The sequence below is a fragment of the Marivirga sericea genome (assembly GCF_900177665.1).
Classification (GTDB): Bacteria; Bacteroidota; Bacteroidia; order Cytophagales; family Cyclobacteriaceae; genus Marivirga; species Marivirga sericea.
In genome coordinates this window covers 37615-54261 of record NZ_FXAW01000001.1, presented here as the reverse complement: position 1 = coordinate 54261, position 16647 = coordinate 37615, and the positions used below count along the sequence as shown (strand labels likewise).

Below are 16647 nucleotides of genomic sequence, written 5' to 3'. Positions count from 1 at the left end.
ACTTGCTGATGGTTAAGCTATAAAAGAACTGGAAATGGCTAAAGCAATATCTAAATTTTGGGAGCAGCTCTATCAGCGTTTGCTTTCAGAAAAAATGAAAGAGAGAAGCGAAAAAGTAATCATAGTTATTGCTATAGCTGGATTTTTCATTCATCTCACTTTAATCATTTTGAATAAATTAGAGATATTTGAATCATCCTATTCAACCAGTCTTTTAGATAATCCGATAGCAGCTATCTATACGCCTTTCTCTTTTATTCTTGTTTATGAGGTTTATCTGTTAGTCTATTTCCTCCCTAAATCAATTACGATTTATATTGGTAAACAATATGAAATAATTTTGCTGGTTTTAATTCGAAGACTATTTAAGGATTTAGCACAATTAGATTTAGAAAGTAGTTGGTTTAGCAGTAAAGATGATTTACAGTTTACCTACGACATTGGGGCTTCTCTAATAATTTTTGGATTAATATTCATTTTCTATTATCTAAACAGTAAAAGAACTTCCGCCCAAAAAGGAGAGCTCTCAAAAAGAGAGCAAACTCAAAGATTCATTGAAACCAAGAAAAGATTTTCAGTCCTTTTAATTCCTGTCTTATTGGGATTAGCAGTTTACAGCTTTGGAGATTATTTCTATGAAGTATTTTTCTCCGCTTCGCATAGGATTGATTCTATTAAAAACACGAATAATATTTTCTTTGATGAGTTTTTTACGATTCTGATTTTAAGCGATGTACTGCTATTGCTGATTTCCTACACGCATACATCGAGTTTTAGATCCGTGATTAGAAATTCAGGCTTTGTGATTTCAACCATTTTGATCAAAATATCCTTTAGTACAGATGGAATATTAAATGATATTTTGGTGGTTTCAGCGATCACGTTTGGAGTTGTCATCCTCTGGATTCACAATTTATATGAAAAAATTGAAGTCCCCAGTGATACATAATCACAACTCAGCCACACACTTTAGTTCAATTGCAATTGGTGTTGGTAAGGCATTTACCTCTACAGTAGTTCTACATGGTTGAATATCTTTGAAATATTCAGCATAAACCTTATTGAAAGTCGAAAAATCATCTTTCATATTGGTTAAGAAGACTTGTACATCAACTAGTTTATCCCAGCTGCTCCCACAGTCTTCTAAAATCATCTTGACATTATCAAAAACAGCCTTGCATTGTATTTCAATGTCGTAGTCCTTAATCTCCCCATTTTCATCTAATTCTACTCCAGGGATCGTTTTGCTGTCTTTTTTACGTGGACCTACCCCGGATAAAAACAATAGGTTACCTACCTTTCGCGCATGGGGATATAAACCAACAGGTAAGGGCGCACGATTTGAATTTCTGATTTTTTCTTCCATTAAGCTACAGTTTTTGGTAATTGATTTTTAACGCGCTTGGCCTGATTGATATGCCTTTTAGTATGTCGCATCATAATGTACAACTGCTCTCCTACATTAAATTTCAATAATTTACTCAAAGGGCTGTAGGTGTGAACATGTTGATGGTCATAAGCACAGGCTTTTCGAGCCGTTGCTATAATTTCTTGCTGCAATTTTAAAAAATACTCAACAGTTTTCTCTCCATTCTCAACCTTATTTCCGTTAGTGGGCTTAAAAATCTTCGGAGCGGGTACTTTCCATTTGTATTTTGGATCCACAGCGTAAAGAAATAATTTTCCTGTAATCGAAAAAGTGATAGGGTACTCAATAGTCTTCACTTCTGCTTTTTGCAACCGCTGTTCAATGTCTTTTATGTAGATAGAATTGGCTATAATGATGTGCTGCAAACATTCTGCTACAGACCATTTCTCTGGGGCAGGTTTCCACACTAACTCCTCTTCACCTAAATTCTGAAACTCATTTCTCGTGGTTTCTTCAATTTCCTGTAAATCTTTGATAACATCTTTTAGCCAAATCATATTTTGTAATCGGAATTGAGTGGGAAAAGGTTGGGGAAATATAGCAGTAGTTTACTTCAGCGTATCTCCTCAATAAACCTTTTCATTTGAAAAGAGTACCAGCCACCAAAACCCATACTATCTCCTTTGTGCTGAAAACCCATTAAATGTCCCCCATCATAAATTTGTACTTCTGGCTTGATACTAAATTTATCTTTATTTGCTCTAGCATCTTGAGCTGTGGTAATATTGTCTTCCTTCCCTGCAAAAATCAAAATCGGAATATCGATTACTTTCCATTTTTGGATATATTCATTAGCATCAATTGGCGAAAACGTTTCCTTTCCCTTTAGCGATTTTATTCGTTGAATATGCTCAATTGGATCATAGACAAATGCATCATAAATCAGAAAGTCTATTTTATCCTTTATATCTTCAAAAGCGTAAGTTGTTACCATCGTCCCCATTGAAGAGCCCCAAATCCCTATACTTTTATCTTTAAATCTTTTGTCAGTAAAATCTACAATTGATTTTAAGTCATTTGAAAACTCAATATGAAATAGATTATTTGGCTTAATTTCAAAATCATCGCTTTTGCCAAATCCCCGGTAATCAAAAGTAACGACCGTAAAACCTAAATTAGCCAAAATAGACGCATGATAGACAAAATAAGACATATTACCAGCATCTGGATAAGCTATAATAAGAACCTTATCTTGCTCTTTATCAGGATTAGTAGCATAAATCCAAGTATTCAAATCAAATCCGTCTGCGGTGGTGACTAATAATTCTTTATAGTCCCAATTAATGGAATCAGGCGTTAAAATATATTCTCTGTCAGGATCAATTGCTAAAATATTTAGTGGAAGAAAAAATAGGAAGAGGAATTTATTCATGTTTTAATTAAGTCAAATTGAAAATCAATCTTCATTTGGAAATAAACACTTCAATTTGAAACTTATTCTAAATTTTTTCAAATATTTTGCAAAATAATTAATCTATACATTAATGCCCGAAATCATCGACTTAAGTCAAGATATTTATGAAGGAATGCCAGTTTTTAAAGACCTTCCTCAGGTGAAAATGGAAATCCACAATTCGCATGAGGAGTGGGAAGGCATTAAAAACCCTACAAAGAGAACCCCTGCTGTCCATAAATTAGAGCTTGGGGAGCATACAGGAACTCATGTTGATGCCATTAACCACATGGCTAAAGAATATGAAGGGAAATCCATCGATAAAATGCCCTTATCAATGTTTTATACTGAAGGTATTTGCTTAGACTTCTCGAATAAAAATCTAGCAGAGTTGATAGAACCTCACGAAGTCGAATTGGCTTGTAAGAACGCTAATGTAGAAATCAAAAAAGGAGATACTGTCCTATTTTATACTGATCATTACAGAAAACACTTCAATTCAGAAAATTGGGAAAACGGACCAGGTGTTTCTGCCAAAACAGCTCGTTGGCTGGGAGAGCAAAAAATATCTGCTTTTGGCGTAGAAACTATGTCACCTGGGGTTCGAAAAGTATCCAATAAAGAGGTCCATCACATTTGTGGAGAGCTATGCTTTACTCATTATGAAAACATGATCAACCTACATCAATTGATTGAAAGAGGAAGATTTCGGTTTATAGCATTTCCTTTGAAAATTAGAGGAGGAACGGGCTCTCCTGTTAGAGCTGTGGCTGTTTTTGAATAGTTGATTATATAATTTAGTATTTCCTAAAATAAATAAGCACTCCCTTTTTCCTACATTAACAAAATTTTACCTTAAAGACTTAGTACAAATACATCTTAATTTAATACCTTTTAAACAAAGAATAAATCAATCCAAAATAAATGAAAGACTATTATTTACCACAATTGATAATCATATTTCTATTCTCTTTGTCATCATGCAAACAAGCTGTAGAAACTAATGTCCCTCGATATTATGAATTGGTAAAAGATGCAGAAATGCAGATTGTGGATGAAAAATACAAAGACGCAGTCAATCTGTACCAAGAAGCGTTCCGACTAATCGAAAAGCCATTCGGAAAAGACGTTTTTAATGCAGCACTGGCAAGTCAATATGCTGGTCTGATCGAAAGTAGGAATCAGTTCTTGCAAGTCATTATCAATAATTCTGAAAATGCCGAAAAAACTAAGTCTGTCTTTGTAAGCTCTTATTTAGATGAGAAAGAGTGGAATAGTCTTATCGATCAAAAAGTCATAGACTATGATCCTGTAAAAAGAGCTGAATTCGAGGGGATATTTATAAAAGACCAGTTACACAGACCCCATTATGACGAGTTTGATTCAATTATTGAAGTAAACGAAAGATCTAATTTGCAACAAATAATCGGTTACTCTAAGACCTACGGTTTCCCTTCACAGGTCAAACTCGGCTATCCTGCGGATTTGGTTTCTCAAGGTCACCATATTGTTTTACTTCATGTTGCTAGACGAAGAGCTGAAGACAAGAGTGTAATGAACCTTAAAAATATGATGAGAAGTGCAGTGGAAGCGGGGAGATTGGATCCTGAAGCAGCATTAACCTATCTATACTATCAAAAGGATATGAGTGATAGTGCTTATTTCCTTCCATTAAGTCAATATTGGGTTTATACGCATGATTCTTTACCTGATAATCTTAAAACCAAAATTATGAGAGATCCTGGAAGTCCAGAAGAACTTGAAGCGCATAATGCATTTCGAGAAAAATGGTACGCAACCAATTTAACTGCCAGAAAAGAAAAACTACTCTTCCTGAAAAACACAAAGCTGCCCTTTATTTTCTCTAGTATCAATCATAACATGAACACAATTGATTTTTCTGGTTTAATTAAGGAGGAAGAATTGTTAGAAAAATATGCATCAATAACTAGAGGGATGGAACCAATTTATAGCAACAATTCAATGGAAATGACAATAAAAAAGCGATGACCTTCCGATCATCGCTTCTCCATTTTTAGCTATTCATTATATCTTCGATCTCATCAATTTCAATCGGGATATTGCCCATCATATCATGGTGACCATCTTTAGTGATGACTACATCATTTTCTAAACGTACTCCTATCCCTTCATTTTGAATATAGATACCGGGCTCAATAGTGAAAACCATGTTTGGCTCAAACTTCCTGTAAATATTTCCCACATCATGAACATCCAATCCAATGTGGTGAGACGTTCCGTGCATAAAATATTTTTTATAAGCAGGATTTGATGGGTCTTGGTTTTTGATATCCGTTTTATCCAATAAGCCCAAACCGAGCAATTCACTTTCCATCAACTTCCCCACTTCTTTATGGTATTCAGGAATTCTGTTGCCTGGTGTTAAGATATTATAACATTCTTTCATCACTCTTAAAACTGCATTATAAACATCTTTCTGTCGCTGGGTATATCTTCCGTTAACAGGAATTGCACGCGTCATATCAGCATTGTAATTCCCATACTCAGCACCGACATCCATCAACAACAAATCCCCATCCTTGCAAACGTCTTTATTTTCAATATAATGAAGTACACAAGCATTTCCGCCTGAAGCAACAATTGGAGTATAAGCGAACCCTTTTGAACCTTGTCTCACAAATTCATGCAAAACTTCTGCTTCAACTTCGTATTCCTTAACGCCAGGTTTTACAAATTTCAAGGTTCTTCTGAAGGCATCTTCTGTAATTTTACAAGCTCTTTCCATTTGCGTGATCTCCTGAGGATCTTTAATCGCTCTTAAATCATACAAAATAGGCGCTGCTTTTCTGTATTGATGTGCTGGATATCTATCTTGCAACCACTTAATAAAACGCATATCACGCGTTTCCACAGGTGTTGCGTTTCTGATATGCTCATTGGTGTTGATGAAAACCTGCTCAGCTTCTGCCATCAAGGTATTGAAAACAGTTTCAAATTGAGATAACCACATCACTGTTGGAATACCTGAAGCTGCAGTAGCTTCTTCTTTAGTATATTTATGTCCTTCCCAAACGGCAATATGCTCATTCGTTTCAGTTACAAATAAAATCTCCCTCCAACTGTCATTATCAAAATCAGGAAATAAAACCAATATACTCTCTTCTTGATCTATACCCGTCAGATAAAACAAATCACTGTTTTGCCAAAAGGTCATAGTCCCATCCGCATTTAGTGGCATTACATCATTAGAATTAAAGACGGCCAAAGATCGAGCTGGCATTTGCTTCATGAAGTTTTTGCGGTTCTTTACATATAAGGACGAGTCTAAAGTTTTGTATCTCATAAAATTACTTTTTATATCAAATTAATCGTTTAAGCTTCGTAAATTTCAAATTTACATTTTATTATCTCATTCAACATGTTAAAACAGGCTTTTTTCAAGACAATCTTCTTCTTAGTCCCTATTTACCTGCTTTCGATTGCAGTTTTAGCACAAGAGAAGTACTGGCTGGAATTCAATGTTGATCATTTGAAGGAACAAAGTCAGCAAATAGAACTCTTTAAAGACAGCTTAAAAAAGCAGTATCCTGAAAATTTATCATTTCATTACCAGTCAAAATGGAATCCTGTAGTAAGCATCTCTACCAAGAAACACCATGCAAATTCATTAGCAAAATATGGTTTTGTGAAAAAAATTGACCCGCAAAAGGGACTTGAAGTCCTATCCGTTGAAAACCCAACCGAACTTGAATATTCATACGCCTTAGAACAAATCGAGGCACATTACATCACCGATAGTATGAAATTAACTGGTAAAGGTGTGAAAATCGGTGTGATCGATGGTGGTTTTATGGATGCAGATGCAGAACCTTCATTACAACATTTGATTGCAAACAAACAGATTAAATTTTTCAAAGATTATTTACTAAACGGCAATAATGACCCTTTTTATGGCAAAAGAATTTCACAAGATGACCACGGAACTCAAGTGTTAAGAATGATAGTAGGCTCAGATAATGGGAACTCAATAAAATATGGAATGGCTGAAAATGCAGATTTATATTTAACAAGAACAGACCACGGCATCAGAGAAAAAAGAATTGAAGAAGATTATTGGGTAGAAGCTATAGAATTATTTCACGAAATGGGTATCCGATTAGTGAATTCATCCCTAGGATATACCGATGGTTTTGATAAAAGAAAGGAAAATCATAGCAAAAAGGAAGTGGATGGAAAAAGTAGTATGATCACCAGAACAGCTCAAATAGCTGCAGAAAAAGGAATGTTAATTGTAAGTGCAGCTGGAAATGACGGTCACCAAAAATGGAGCATTTTATCATTGCCTTCAGATGCTCAAGATATTTTGACGGTAGGAGCCGTTCGTTTTGATGACTGGTCCAAGTTGTATTACTCGTCTATTGGTCCTGAAAAATTAGATTACGTAAAACCAGATGTAGCTTGTTTTGCCGCAAATGGGACTTCTTTTGCAGCTCCCGTAATTACTGGACTAGCTGCATGTATTTGGGAATATGACAGCACCCTTACAAATTTGGAAGTAATTGACCTTATCAAATCAAGCAGCCATCTAGCAGAAATCCCTAATAATTATGTAGGCTTTGGTGTTCCAGACAGTAAGAAAGTAATTGCACTTTTAAAAGAAGAAAAACTGAAAACGAATTTCAATACTGTAATTTCAGATCAAGATTATCTGACTGTAGATCTTCCTGCAGGTATTGAGACAGTGGTTATATTTCACAAAGAGAATTCAAGAAATGTCTTGGAACAAAAATCTATCAAGATTGAGAACGGACAATCTACTTTTAAAATTGAGAAGATAGATAAAGCAATGTACTCTACTATTGTAGCTCAGAATAAATACCAGATGGAAATTGAGTGGAAATAGTCTGTTGTACTGAGAAATCAATTTCGAAGTAAATTTGATTGGAATACTTTTGAAATTTGTCAGACATATCAAGTGCTAACAGCACACATTTTAAGCGCGAGTAATCATTTTAAAGCTTATCCAATGCAAGTATATAGCTGCTGCTGGGGCTCCAAATCAAGAAGAAACTCATTATACTAAAACCCAGATTATCATCAGATAGCAACTTAATTTTATCACCATCATAATCTTCAACAGCTAATTCCCTCACTTTTAAACTCATAATACAGTCAATTAAGGTACTTAATTTATGGCATGATAAGTTTTTTGAAATCGATAGCAATTTGCGTTTAATTCATTGGAATACTCGCCTACATATCCGAAGCAACTAGAAAGAACAAGGAAATAGTGAGCACTGCAAAAAGATATTTGTGCTTCTTCACAAAAAATGTAACAAATAAAAAAAGCATCTAATTTTAGGTAGATGCTCTTCATATCGAAATAAAAATTTTATATAATCTAAAACAAATTAAAACTCAGTCCGAATCTAAATGGAGTTGTTTGAGTTGCAACTGGAACCTCAGCATTATTTAAAGGCCCTCTTCCAGGGTTAAATAATTCAGAAAAATCATACTCGAAATGAGCACCAAACCCAGCAATGCCAATTCTAAAGTGAGCTCCATATCTGAATTGATTCAATTCGAAACTTTCCTTCCTTTTGATTTTCTTGGTCTGTTCATTTTCTACATACTTGATTTTAGTTTTCCCATTAATCAAATACCCAATGCTCCCTCCTGCTGCAAGAAACAAACCGCCATCATCTATTTTATTTCTATTAAAATAGTAGCGTAACTCTAATGGAATATTAACATAATTAGTTTCAAATTTAGACTTCTCAACAAAGCCGTTTTCTCCGAACAAATCCTCTCCTATTGTTTGCAATCTAACATTTCTTAATTCATCTGTTCCAGATACAACCCCTAAGGTAGTTGAATCACCGTCAAATGCGTATTTATCGAATGAAAAATTAAATCCAGCATTAAAAGTAAATTTGGAATCAGAAATCTGCACTGGGTACATATAACCAATTTTAAAGGAATTATTACCGAAAGTTCTCAGGTTTAAATCGTCTACATCATTTCCATACAACATATTTAAACCAAAAGACAATGTTAAATCTCCTTTTAGATTTGGTCTAGGACCGAATGTATTTTTCTCCTGTAAATTTTGAGCATTTACGGTAGCTACAACAGTTAAAATCGTTAAAGTAAATACGAATAATTTTTTCATTGGTAATGTTTTGAATTTTACTTTCGAATGACAAAGATAGCGTTTTATGCAGAGGATAAATAAATAATTCCTTTTTCTTATAAGAAATTATTTTCTACCTTTGCAAACTCATTAGCAAACGTAGTTAATGAAAAGATATTGCTTGGGAGTAAGGAAGCAGTGTCAAAATAGAAAAAATGGCCTCGTAGCATAACTGAATAGTGCACCACATTACGGCTGTGGAGGTTGCAGGTTTGAATCCTGCCGAGGTCACAAAAAACCGCTTAGATTGTTATCTAAGCGGTTTTTTTTGTAACCGCTTGCCGAATATCTCCTCAAGTAAATCTTACTCCCCCTTAAAAATAGGCTTTCGCTTCTCAAGAAAGGCTTGTTTTCCTTCTTTATAATCAGCAGAAGTTCCTGCTATTTGTTGAGAATATTTTTCATATTCCAGCATATCATCTAATGTTGAAGTAGCTGCTTTATTCAACATCTTCTTAATCATACCGATCGATTTAGTTGGAGCTTTGGCAAAATAATCTGTGTAAGATTTTACCGCAGCATCTAGATCTTCATCCTTTACGACTTTATTTACAATTCCCAATTCATAAGCTTCTTTAGCAGTTATTTTGGTACCCATTGCACATAATTCAAATGCTTTTTGATAACCTACCAAATTGGGTAAGAAGAAAGAAGAACCAGAATCAGGTACAAGGCCAATATTAATAAATACCTCAATCATTTTAGATGATTCAGCTGCAATAATCATATCAGCAGCTAAAGCTAAAGAACAACCCGCACCTGCTGCAACACCATTTAATCTAGCAATAATCGGCTTTGGAAGTTTTCGCATTGCTCTAATTATGGGATTATATCTCTTTTCTAGGGAGTTATAGAACATTCTATCATCTTCATCACGGGCAGATTTTAAATCTTGTCCTGAACTGAATGCTTTTCCCTCTCCTGTGATGACTACTACCCTCACATTAGAGTCCTTTCCAGCTTCTTTCAACGCTTTTTGAAATTCGTAACTGATTCCATCATTAAAAGCATTATAGAAATCAGGACGATTAAAAGTAATGGTGCAGACACCTTCTTGAAGGTTATATTTTAAAAACTCGTACATTATTTGTTATTCTTTATATGAAATCTCATTAATTCAACAAATATTTAATAATTGACACTAAATATCAAATAGTGATTACACTCTTTTATTTACTAATCAATCTTTTAATAATTGAATACTGCAATTGTGATGAAATTTACGAAAAACCCAATCAAGAAACCAACCCAAACTTGTGCACTATTATGAGCAGATAATTTCAAGCGTGCGCTTCCGACCAAACCGCAAAACAAAAAACATAAAGCTACAGCATAGTAAAAATCAGAAGGCTCAGTTTTTAAAAGGAGTGCAAGATAAATACCTGTTGCACCAGCGATTGCTATGGAATGAGCACTAATTTTCCACCAAATTGTGATGATAGTTAAGATGACTATACTTATGGTTACAGTCAGGAGAATTACAGTTACTAAATTTGGAAAGCGGAATTTCTCCCAAAAAAGATAGGTCGTTGCTCCGTAAAATATAGCATTGAATAGAAATGGGAAAACGCGCTCCTTTCTATCTTCCATGTTCAAATTCGTAATATTTCTGGTAAATTTCAGCAGCAATATCCCCATCAATGGAATAAGGAATGTTGTCATGAAAATCATCGACATAAAACGCCAAGCTAAATCTCCGGTCATATTTAAACTATAGGGAAGAAAAAATAAGATCCCTAGAAATATATAACTAGGAATCAGGAGAGGTTGAAAAACAACAGATATGAATTGTGCCCAGAATTTACTCACTATAACTCTTTTCTTAATCGTGCAACAGGAATATTCAGTTGTTCTCTATATTTTGCAACAGTTCTACGGGCAATCATATAGCCTTTTTCCTTTAATAATTTTTCCAGTTTGTCATCTGAAAGAGGTTTACTTTTATCCTCCTTGTCGATAAAACTTCTTAAAGTATTTTTCACTTCTCTTGAACTTACATCTTCTCCCGACTCTGTAGCAATTCCTTCCGAGAAAAAATACTTTAATGGGTAAATACCAAATTCGGTTTGCACAGATTTACTATTCGCCACCCTTGATACAGTTGAAATATCCATATCTATTTTCTCTGCTATGTCCTTTAAGATCATCGGGCGTAATTTACTTTCATCGCCTTCTCTAAAAAACTCAAATTGGTATTCTAAAATAGCCTGCATTGTATTTAACAAAGTAAATTGCCTTTGTTTGATTGCATCAATGAACCACTTTGCAGCATCCAGCTTTTGCTTTACGAAACCAACCGTTTCTTTTAATTTCTTATCCTTTTTATCACCCTTATCATAAGCTTTAAGCATTTCAGAATAAGATGGACTAACCCTTAAGTCTGGTGCATTTCTGGAATTTAAGGTGATCAATTGTTCTCCATTCTGATTAGTTAGAATAAAATCAGGCATCAAGAACTGAGTTTTCACGGCTCCTGAGCCAGAACCTCCCGGCTTAGGATTCAAACGTTTTATAGTATCAATTGCATCTTTAAATAGCGACTCATCATCAATATTGAGTTTCTTGACAATCTTTTCATAATGCTTCTTAGAAAACTCCTCGAAGCAGTCACTGATGATTTGGTAAGCCAATTTCACAACCTCTGACTGATCAAATTTTCGCTCCAACTGAAGTAAAAGACATTCTTCTAGGTTTCGAGCCGCAATACCTGCAGGGTCAAAATCCTGAATTTTTGTTAAAACACTTTCAACCTCATCTTCATCAGTATTTACATTTTGAGAAAAGGCTAAATCATTGACAATTGCATTGATTTCTCTTCGAATATATCCATCACTTTCTATACTTCCTATCAGCTGTTTCCCAATTTTATATTGTTGTTCATCCAAGCCAAGATAGCCTAATTGAGTCATTAATTGATCATTCAAAGTAGTTCCCATGGCAATGGGCATCTCATTCTCTTCTTCTTTACCATTACCGTCACCCTGCATTTTATAGCCCGCTTCATCATCATGAAGATAATCTTCTATATCAAAATCATCGGTAGCTTCCTCTTCGTAGTCCTCTTCGTAATTATCTTCTTCAGACTCTTCCTTACCTTCTTCTAATGCAGGATTGATTTCCAATTCTTCTTCAATTCTTGTATCCAACTCAGCAGTAGGTACTTGCAACAGTTTTATAAACTGAATTTGCTGAGGTGACAATCGCTGTCCTAAAGATTGAGAAAGTACTAATTTTTGCATAATTCTATTTCACTAAAAACTGTGCCAGATATCTTAACTCAAATTTATTTTAAATTATCGAATTAAGCATTAAAAAATTGATTATAACCACATAAAATCTTTGATAAAAAGCCAATAATATCGAATTTTGGCGAATTAAATTTTAATATAAATAAACGCAATAATTTTATGACTGTTCCGGCAAGAGTTAAAATCAAAAAACTATTGGCTAGTGAAGCTTCTGAACAACAGGCAAATGTAAAAGGGTGGGTAAGAACAAAAAGAGGTGGAAAACCTGTTTTTTTTATTGCGCTTAATGACGGTTCTACTATCAATAACATCCAAATCGTAGCTGATCCAGAAATTATTTCAGAAAATATCATTAAAGATATTACCACTGGTGCTGCACTAAGTGTGATTGGAAAAGTGGTAGCCTCAAAAGGAGCTGGTCAGTCTGTAGAAATTCTGGCAGAAAATATAGAGGTTATAGGAAAAGCAGATGCTGAAAAATATCCATTGCAGCCTAAAAAACACTCAATGGAGTTTATGAGGGAAAAAGCACACCTCAGAATGCGAAGCAGCACTTTTAGCGCTATTTTCAGAATCCGACATTCTTTGGCTTTTGCGATCCATCAGTTTTTCCATGAAAAAGGATTCTATAATTTACATACGCCAATCATCACTGCAAATGATGCAGAAGGCGCTGGAGAAACTTTCCATGTGACCAATTTCGATTTAGATAAAATACCAATGACGGATGATGGTAAAGTGGACTATAAAAAAGATTTCTTTGGGAAAGAAACCAATCTCACCGTATCAGGTCAGCTGGAAGGCGAATTGAGCGCTATGGCATTGGGTGAAATATATACGTTCGGTCCAACCTTCCGGGCGGAAAATTCGAATACTACCCGTCACTTAGCTGAATTCTGGATGGTAGAGCCCGAAATGGCATTCTACGATTTGAATGACAACATGGCCTTAGCAGAAGAAATGCTGAAGTATGTGGTAAAATATGCCTTAGAAAACTGTCAAGACGATTTAGATTTCTTAGCCAAAAGAGCCGATGATGAGGACAAGCAAAAACCTCAGAATGAGCGTCAGGAAATGGGCTTAATGGAAAGATTAAAGTTTATTTTGGAAAATGACTTTGAAAAAGTAAGCTATACGGATGCAATCGAAATCCTGAGAAACAGCAAACCCAATAAGAAGAAGAAATTCAACTACATAATCGAAGGTTGGGGAGCAGATTTACAATCAGAACACGAAAGATTTTTAGTTGAAAAGCATTTTAAGAAACCAGTTATCTTGTTTGACTACCCGAAAGACATCAAAGCTTTTTACATGCGTCAGAATGATGATGACAAAACGGTAGGTGCTATGGATATTTTATTTCCTGGGATTGGAGAGATTGTAGGCGGTTCTCAAAGAGAAGAAAGATTGGATAAGTTGACCCAAAGAATGAAAGAAATGGACATTCCTGAGGATGAATTATGGTGGTATTTAGACACCCGTAAATTCGGTACTGCTCCACACAGCGGCTTCGGCTTAGGTTTCGAACGCTTGATGCTTTTTGTGACGGGAATGGGTAATATCAGGGATGTGATTCCGTTTCCGAGAACACCTGATAACGCAGAGTTCTAAGAGTTAGAAGTTGGGAGCTCGAAGTTGGAAGTTAGGACATTACCGAAGGTCAGACCGGTTTAGACGCTAATTTTTGGAAATATCTGCATATAATATGAAGGGATTGAAGTTACATTTTTAGTTGGTTGGATTAATATGATTTAATACTTTAGTATTTTACATTAAATTTCAACCATGAGCTTTAAATTTGAGAACCTTAGGATATGGCATATCGCTATGGATTTTGGTGAAGACTTACATAATTTGTCAAAAAACTTCCCAAAAGATGAAGTATTCAACCTCACTTCCCAAGTACGAAGAGCAGCTGACTCAATCGCTTTAAATATTTCTGAGGGTTCAATTTTACAATCTGCTCCAGAATATAAAAGATTTTTAAGCTACAGTATTCGATCTCTTGCAGAAGTTGTAACTTGTTTACATAAAGCGAAAAGAAGAAAGTATATTGACGGGAATCAATTTCAAACTCAATACAATCAAGCATATAATTTAATGAATATGATGGTAAGTTTTCGAAGTAAGATCAAATAGGCTCAACTTCTGACTTCCATCTTCTAACTTCCTACTTTTTAACCATGCTCATAACAAACATCAAAACACTTTTTGGAACCAGAGAAAAAACTGAACTATTAAGAGGAAATGCACTAGGCGAATTACCGTTCATAGACAATGCTTTCCTAGAAATAACAAACGGTAAGATCTTGAATTACGGTAAAATGGAAGAATTGAATATTGAGCCAAATCAGGAACTATTCGATGCCAAGGGAAAATCTGTTTTGCCAGCTTTCTGCGATTCTCATACGCATATTGTTTTTGCAGGTAGCCGAGAAGATGAATTTGTTCATAAAATCAAAGGATTAAGCTATGCTGAAATTGCGGCTAAAGGTGGCGGTATTTTGAATTCAGCGAAGAGATTGGCTAAGACTTCCGAGGACGAGCTATTTGAACAAGCCATGGTTCGTGTAAATGAAGTAATGCAATTAGGAACTGGGGCTTTGGAAATCAAAAGTGGTTATGGTTTGAGTCTTGAAGCAGAGCTTAAAATGCTTCGGGTTATTAGAAGAATAAAAGAGTCTGTTAATATCCCCGTAAAATCCACTTTTTTGGGTGCTCATGCATTTCCTGAGCCTTACAAAGAAAATAAAGAAGCTTATATAAAGCTTATCATTGATGAAATGTTGCCTGCTATTGCAGAAGAAAAATTAGCAGATTATATTGATGTATTCTGTGAGACTGGCTTCTTTGATGAGAAATTAAGTGAACAAGTGCTGAATGCGGGAGCAAAATACGGCTTAAAAGCAAAAATACATGCCAACCAATTGAATAACAGTGGTGGAGTGCAATTAGGAATTAAAACCAATGCTTTATCAGTTGACCATTTAGAAACATTAGGGAAGGAAGAAATTGAATTACTAGGTACGCATGATATTATTTCAACTTTATTACCGTCTGCTGCCTTCTTTTTAAGAATGGGATATCCGCCAGCTCGTGAATTAATTGATGCTGGTGCTGCTATTGCTTTGGCTACAGATTATAATCCAGGCTCTTCACCAAGCGGAAATATTCCATTATTGATTTCTCTTGCTTGTATTCAAATGAAAATAACACCTGAGGAAGCTTTTAATGCAGCTACTTTAAATGGAGCCTTTGCGATGGAAGTTGAAAATGAGGTCGGTTCCATTACCAAAGGAAAAAGAGCTAACGTGATACTGACAAAGGATATTCCTTCTTTAGCCTATATGCCTTATGCATTTGGCTCTCAGAATATTGAAAAGGTTATGATAAAAGGGGAATGGATATAGATCACTTTCATTTTTTTGACGAACAAGATTTAAATAGCTACCTAAAGCCAAGAGAAGGGGAAACTAAAATTGGTGAGACAATCAGCTATGGAAATGATTTTAAAAATTCTACTGCGAAATTTGTTCTATTAGGAATTGAAGAATCGATTGGTGTAAAAGGAAATTTAGGAATAAGCGGCACTCATACCGCTTGGGATTCTTTTCTGAATGCTTTCCTCAATATACAACACACTGAAAAGTTGAGCGGAGAAACTATTCACTTATTAGGCCATTTCAATTTTCAAGATTTAGCTAAAACAGCTCAATCTACCGAAGACTACAGAGCATTAGTGCCACAGATTGATGATGCCGTGTTTCCGCTTAATCAGAGGATTACAGAAGCAGGAAAAATACCAATCGTCATTGGAGGTAGCCATGCCAATGCTTTCCCAATTATTAAAGGCGTTAGCTTAGCAAAGAATAAGGCCATAAACGTGATGAATTTAGACGCACATGCGGATTTCAGAGCTTTGGAAGGCAGACATAGCGGCAATCCATTTAGCACGGCAAAAGCTGAAAGATATATGGCAGATTACAGCGTTTTGGGTCTTCATGAAAATTACAATAGCCAAAACATGCTGAATGAAATGGCAATGCATAAAGGCATTCGTTACTATTTCTGGGAAGATATTTATTTAGGAAAGAAAATCACTTTTGAAGATGCGCTAAATGATTTCATTCAACTCAACCAAAATAAGGCTTGTGGAATTGAATTGGATATGGACAGCATAGAAGGAGTCTTAAGTTCAGCTATGACTCCCTCAGGATTCTCTACAACCGAGGCCAGATACTATGCCTACAAAACTGGTCATAGTTTGCATCCATCTTATTTCCATCTCTGTGAAGCAGCATTAGAATTGGAAACGGGTCTAAAAAATAATAGTACTGGGAAACTACTATCTTATTTGGTGAGCGATTTTGTTAAAGGGGTTTTGGAGAGATAGAAAAGTGGA

The 16647-nt window shown here is 35.2% G+C and carries 17 protein-coding genes and 1 tRNA gene; 9 read left to right on the top strand and 9 right to left on the bottom strand.

Annotated features, from left to right (window positions below):
- The first annotated feature begins 34 nt into the window (after window positions 1–34).
- Window positions 35–949 carry a hypothetical protein gene (locus B9Y84_RS00245; protein ID WP_085515084.1) on the top strand — a complete coding sequence of 305 codons (915 nt, stop codon included), beginning with the start codon at window positions 35–37 and terminating at the stop codon, window positions 947–949.
- Here the strand turns inward: B9Y84_RS00245 and B9Y84_RS00240 are convergent, their stop codons facing one another.
- Genes B9Y84_RS00240 through B9Y84_RS00230 form a run of 3 tightly spaced genes read right to left on the bottom strand, consistent with a single transcriptional unit; the run spans window position 950 to window position 2801 of the window.
- Complete coding sequence (locus tag B9Y84_RS00240; RefSeq protein ID WP_085515083.1) at window positions 950–1366, bottom strand: RidA family protein; 417 nt, start codon at window positions 1364–1366, stop codon at window positions 950–952. It lies immediately after the preceding gene.
- Complete coding sequence (locus tag B9Y84_RS00235; protein WP_085515082.1) at window positions 1366–1926, bottom strand: DinB family protein; 561 nt, start codon at window positions 1924–1926, stop codon at window positions 1366–1368. Before B9Y84_RS00235 ends, B9Y84_RS00240 begins: the two co-directional genes overlap by 1 nt.
- 56 nt (window positions 1927–1982) lie before the next feature.
- Window positions 1983–2801: an alpha/beta hydrolase gene (locus B9Y84_RS00230; RefSeq protein WP_085515081.1), complete on the bottom strand. Its 819-nt coding sequence runs from the start codon at window positions 2799–2801 to the stop codon at window positions 1983–1985.
- Between the two features lie 112 nt (window positions 2802–2913).
- Here B9Y84_RS00230 and B9Y84_RS00225 point away from each other — a divergent pair, with 112 nt between their 5' ends.
- Window positions 2914–3606: a cyclase family protein gene (locus B9Y84_RS00225; protein ID WP_085515080.1), complete on the top strand. Its 693-nt coding sequence runs from the start codon at window positions 2914–2916 to the stop codon at window positions 3604–3606.
- Window positions 3607–3746: 140 nt separating this feature from the next.
- Entirely contained in the window at window positions 3747–4832 is a 1086-nt protein-coding gene (locus tag B9Y84_RS00220) for a hypothetical protein (RefSeq protein ID WP_085515079.1), read from the top strand.
- Window positions 4833–4857: 25 nt separating this feature from the next.
- Here B9Y84_RS00220 and B9Y84_RS00215 read toward each other — a convergent pair whose 3' ends face one another.
- Complete coding sequence (locus tag B9Y84_RS00215) at window positions 4858–6147, bottom strand: aminopeptidase P family protein (protein WP_085515078.1); 1290 nt, start codon at window positions 6145–6147, stop codon at window positions 4858–4860.
- Window positions 6148–6222: 75 nt separating this feature from the next.
- Here B9Y84_RS00215 and B9Y84_RS00210 point away from each other — a divergent pair, with 75 nt between their 5' ends.
- Entirely contained in the window at window positions 6223–7707 is a 1485-nt protein-coding gene (locus B9Y84_RS00210) for a S8 family serine peptidase (RefSeq protein ID WP_085515077.1), read from the top strand.
- Window positions 7708–7816: 109 nt separating this feature from the next.
- Here B9Y84_RS00210 and B9Y84_RS20480 read toward each other — a convergent pair whose 3' ends face one another.
- Window positions 7817–7969: a hypothetical protein gene (locus B9Y84_RS20480; protein WP_176223668.1), complete on the bottom strand. Its 153-nt coding sequence runs from the start codon at window positions 7967–7969 to the stop codon at window positions 7817–7819.
- Window positions 7970–8205: 236 nt separating this feature from the next.
- Complete coding sequence (locus B9Y84_RS00205; protein WP_085515076.1) at window positions 8206–8976, bottom strand: outer membrane beta-barrel protein; 771 nt, start codon at window positions 8974–8976, stop codon at window positions 8206–8208.
- A gap of 178 nt (window positions 8977–9154) precedes the next feature.
- Here B9Y84_RS00205 and B9Y84_RS00200 point away from each other — a divergent pair.
- Window positions 9155–9228 (top strand) — tRNA-Arg (locus B9Y84_RS00200).
- Window positions 9229–9301: 73 nt separating this feature from the next.
- Here B9Y84_RS00200 and B9Y84_RS00195 read toward each other — a convergent pair.
- The 3 genes from B9Y84_RS00195 to rpoN form a co-directional block, all read right to left on the bottom strand.
- Entirely contained in the window at window positions 9302–10081 is a 780-nt protein-coding gene (locus B9Y84_RS00195; RefSeq protein WP_085515075.1) for an enoyl-CoA hydratase/isomerase family protein, read from the bottom strand.
- Window positions 10082–10185: 104 nt separating this feature from the next.
- Window positions 10186–10701 (bottom strand): hypothetical protein, encoded by a 516-nt coding sequence (locus B9Y84_RS00190; protein ID WP_085515074.1) that lies wholly within the window; start codon window positions 10699–10701, stop codon window positions 10186–10188.
- 104 nt (window positions 10702–10805) lie between these two features.
- A complete protein-coding gene (rpoN, locus tag B9Y84_RS00185; protein WP_085515073.1) occupies window positions 10806–12236 on the bottom strand; it encodes an RNA polymerase factor sigma-54 in 1431 nt (476 codons plus the stop codon).
- A gap of 168 nt (window positions 12237–12404) precedes the next feature.
- Here rpoN and asnS point away from each other — a divergent pair, with 168 nt between their 5' ends.
- From asnS to B9Y84_RS00165, 4 genes are all read left to right on the top strand, one after another.
- Entirely contained in the window at window positions 12405–13856 is a 1452-nt protein-coding gene (gene asnS, locus B9Y84_RS00180) for an asparagine--tRNA ligase (RefSeq protein WP_085515072.1), read from the top strand.
- 174 nt (window positions 13857–14030) lie between these two features.
- Complete coding sequence (locus tag B9Y84_RS00175; protein ID WP_085515071.1) at window positions 14031–14384, top strand: four helix bundle protein; 354 nt, start codon at window positions 14031–14033, stop codon at window positions 14382–14384.
- 44 nt (window positions 14385–14428) lie between these two features.
- Window positions 14429–15655: an imidazolonepropionase gene (gene hutI, locus B9Y84_RS00170; RefSeq protein WP_085515070.1), complete on the top strand. Its 1227-nt coding sequence runs from the start codon at window positions 14429–14431 to the stop codon at window positions 15653–15655.
- Complete coding sequence (locus B9Y84_RS00165; protein WP_085515069.1) at window positions 15646–16638, top strand: formimidoylglutamase; 993 nt, start codon at window positions 15646–15648, stop codon at window positions 16636–16638. Before hutI ends, B9Y84_RS00165 begins: the two co-directional genes overlap by 10 nt.
- Window positions 16639–16647 lie beyond the last annotated feature (9 nt).

Bases quoted from the DNA above. Each gene is read 5' to 3' on its own strand.
- B9Y84_RS00245 (WP_085515084.1), top strand. From the start codon at position 35: ATGGCTAAAGCAATATCTAAATTTTGGGAGCAGCTCTATCAGCGTTTG.
- B9Y84_RS00240 (WP_085515083.1), bottom strand. From the start codon at position 1,366: ATGGAAGAAAAAATCAGAAATTCAAATCGTGCGCCCTTACCTGTTGGT.
- B9Y84_RS00235 (WP_085515082.1), bottom strand. From the start codon at position 1,926: ATGATTTGGCTAAAAGATGTTATCAAAGATTTACAGGAAATTGAAGAA.
- B9Y84_RS00230 (WP_085515081.1), bottom strand. From the start codon at position 2,801: ATGAATAAATTCCTCTTCCTATTTTTTCTTCCACTAAATATTTTAGCA.
- B9Y84_RS00225 (WP_085515080.1), top strand. From the start codon at position 2,914: ATGCCCGAAATCATCGACTTAAGTCAAGATATTTATGAAGGAATGCCA.
- B9Y84_RS00220 (WP_085515079.1), top strand. From the start codon at position 3,747: ATGAAAGACTATTATTTACCACAATTGATAATCATATTTCTATTCTCT.
- B9Y84_RS00215 (WP_085515078.1), bottom strand. From the start codon at position 6,147: ATGAGATACAAAACTTTAGACTCGTCCTTATATGTAAAGAACCGCAAA.
- B9Y84_RS00210 (WP_085515077.1), top strand. From the start codon at position 6,223: ATGTTAAAACAGGCTTTTTTCAAGACAATCTTCTTCTTAGTCCCTATT.
- B9Y84_RS20480 (WP_176223668.1), bottom strand. From the start codon at position 7,969: ATGAGTTTAAAAGTGAGGGAATTAGCTGTTGAAGATTATGATGGTGAT.
- B9Y84_RS00205 (WP_085515076.1), bottom strand. From the start codon at position 8,976: ATGAAAAAATTATTCGTATTTACTTTAACGATTTTAACTGTTGTAGCT.
- B9Y84_RS00195 (WP_085515075.1), bottom strand. From the start codon at position 10,081: ATGTACGAGTTTTTAAAATATAACCTTCAAGAAGGTGTCTGCACCATT.
- B9Y84_RS00190 (WP_085515074.1), bottom strand. From the start codon at position 10,701: ATGACCGGAGATTTAGCTTGGCGTTTTATGTCGATGATTTTCATGACA.
- rpoN (WP_085515073.1), bottom strand. From the start codon at position 12,236: ATGCAAAAATTAGTACTTTCTCAATCTTTAGGACAGCGATTGTCACCT.
- asnS (WP_085515072.1), top strand. From the start codon at position 12,405: ATGACTGTTCCGGCAAGAGTTAAAATCAAAAAACTATTGGCTAGTGAA.
- B9Y84_RS00175 (WP_085515071.1), top strand. From the start codon at position 14,031: ATGAGCTTTAAATTTGAGAACCTTAGGATATGGCATATCGCTATGGAT.
- hutI (WP_085515070.1), top strand. From the start codon at position 14,429: ATGCTCATAACAAACATCAAAACACTTTTTGGAACCAGAGAAAAAACT.
- B9Y84_RS00165 (WP_085515069.1), top strand. From the start codon at position 15,646: ATGGATATAGATCACTTTCATTTTTTTGACGAACAAGATTTAAATAGC.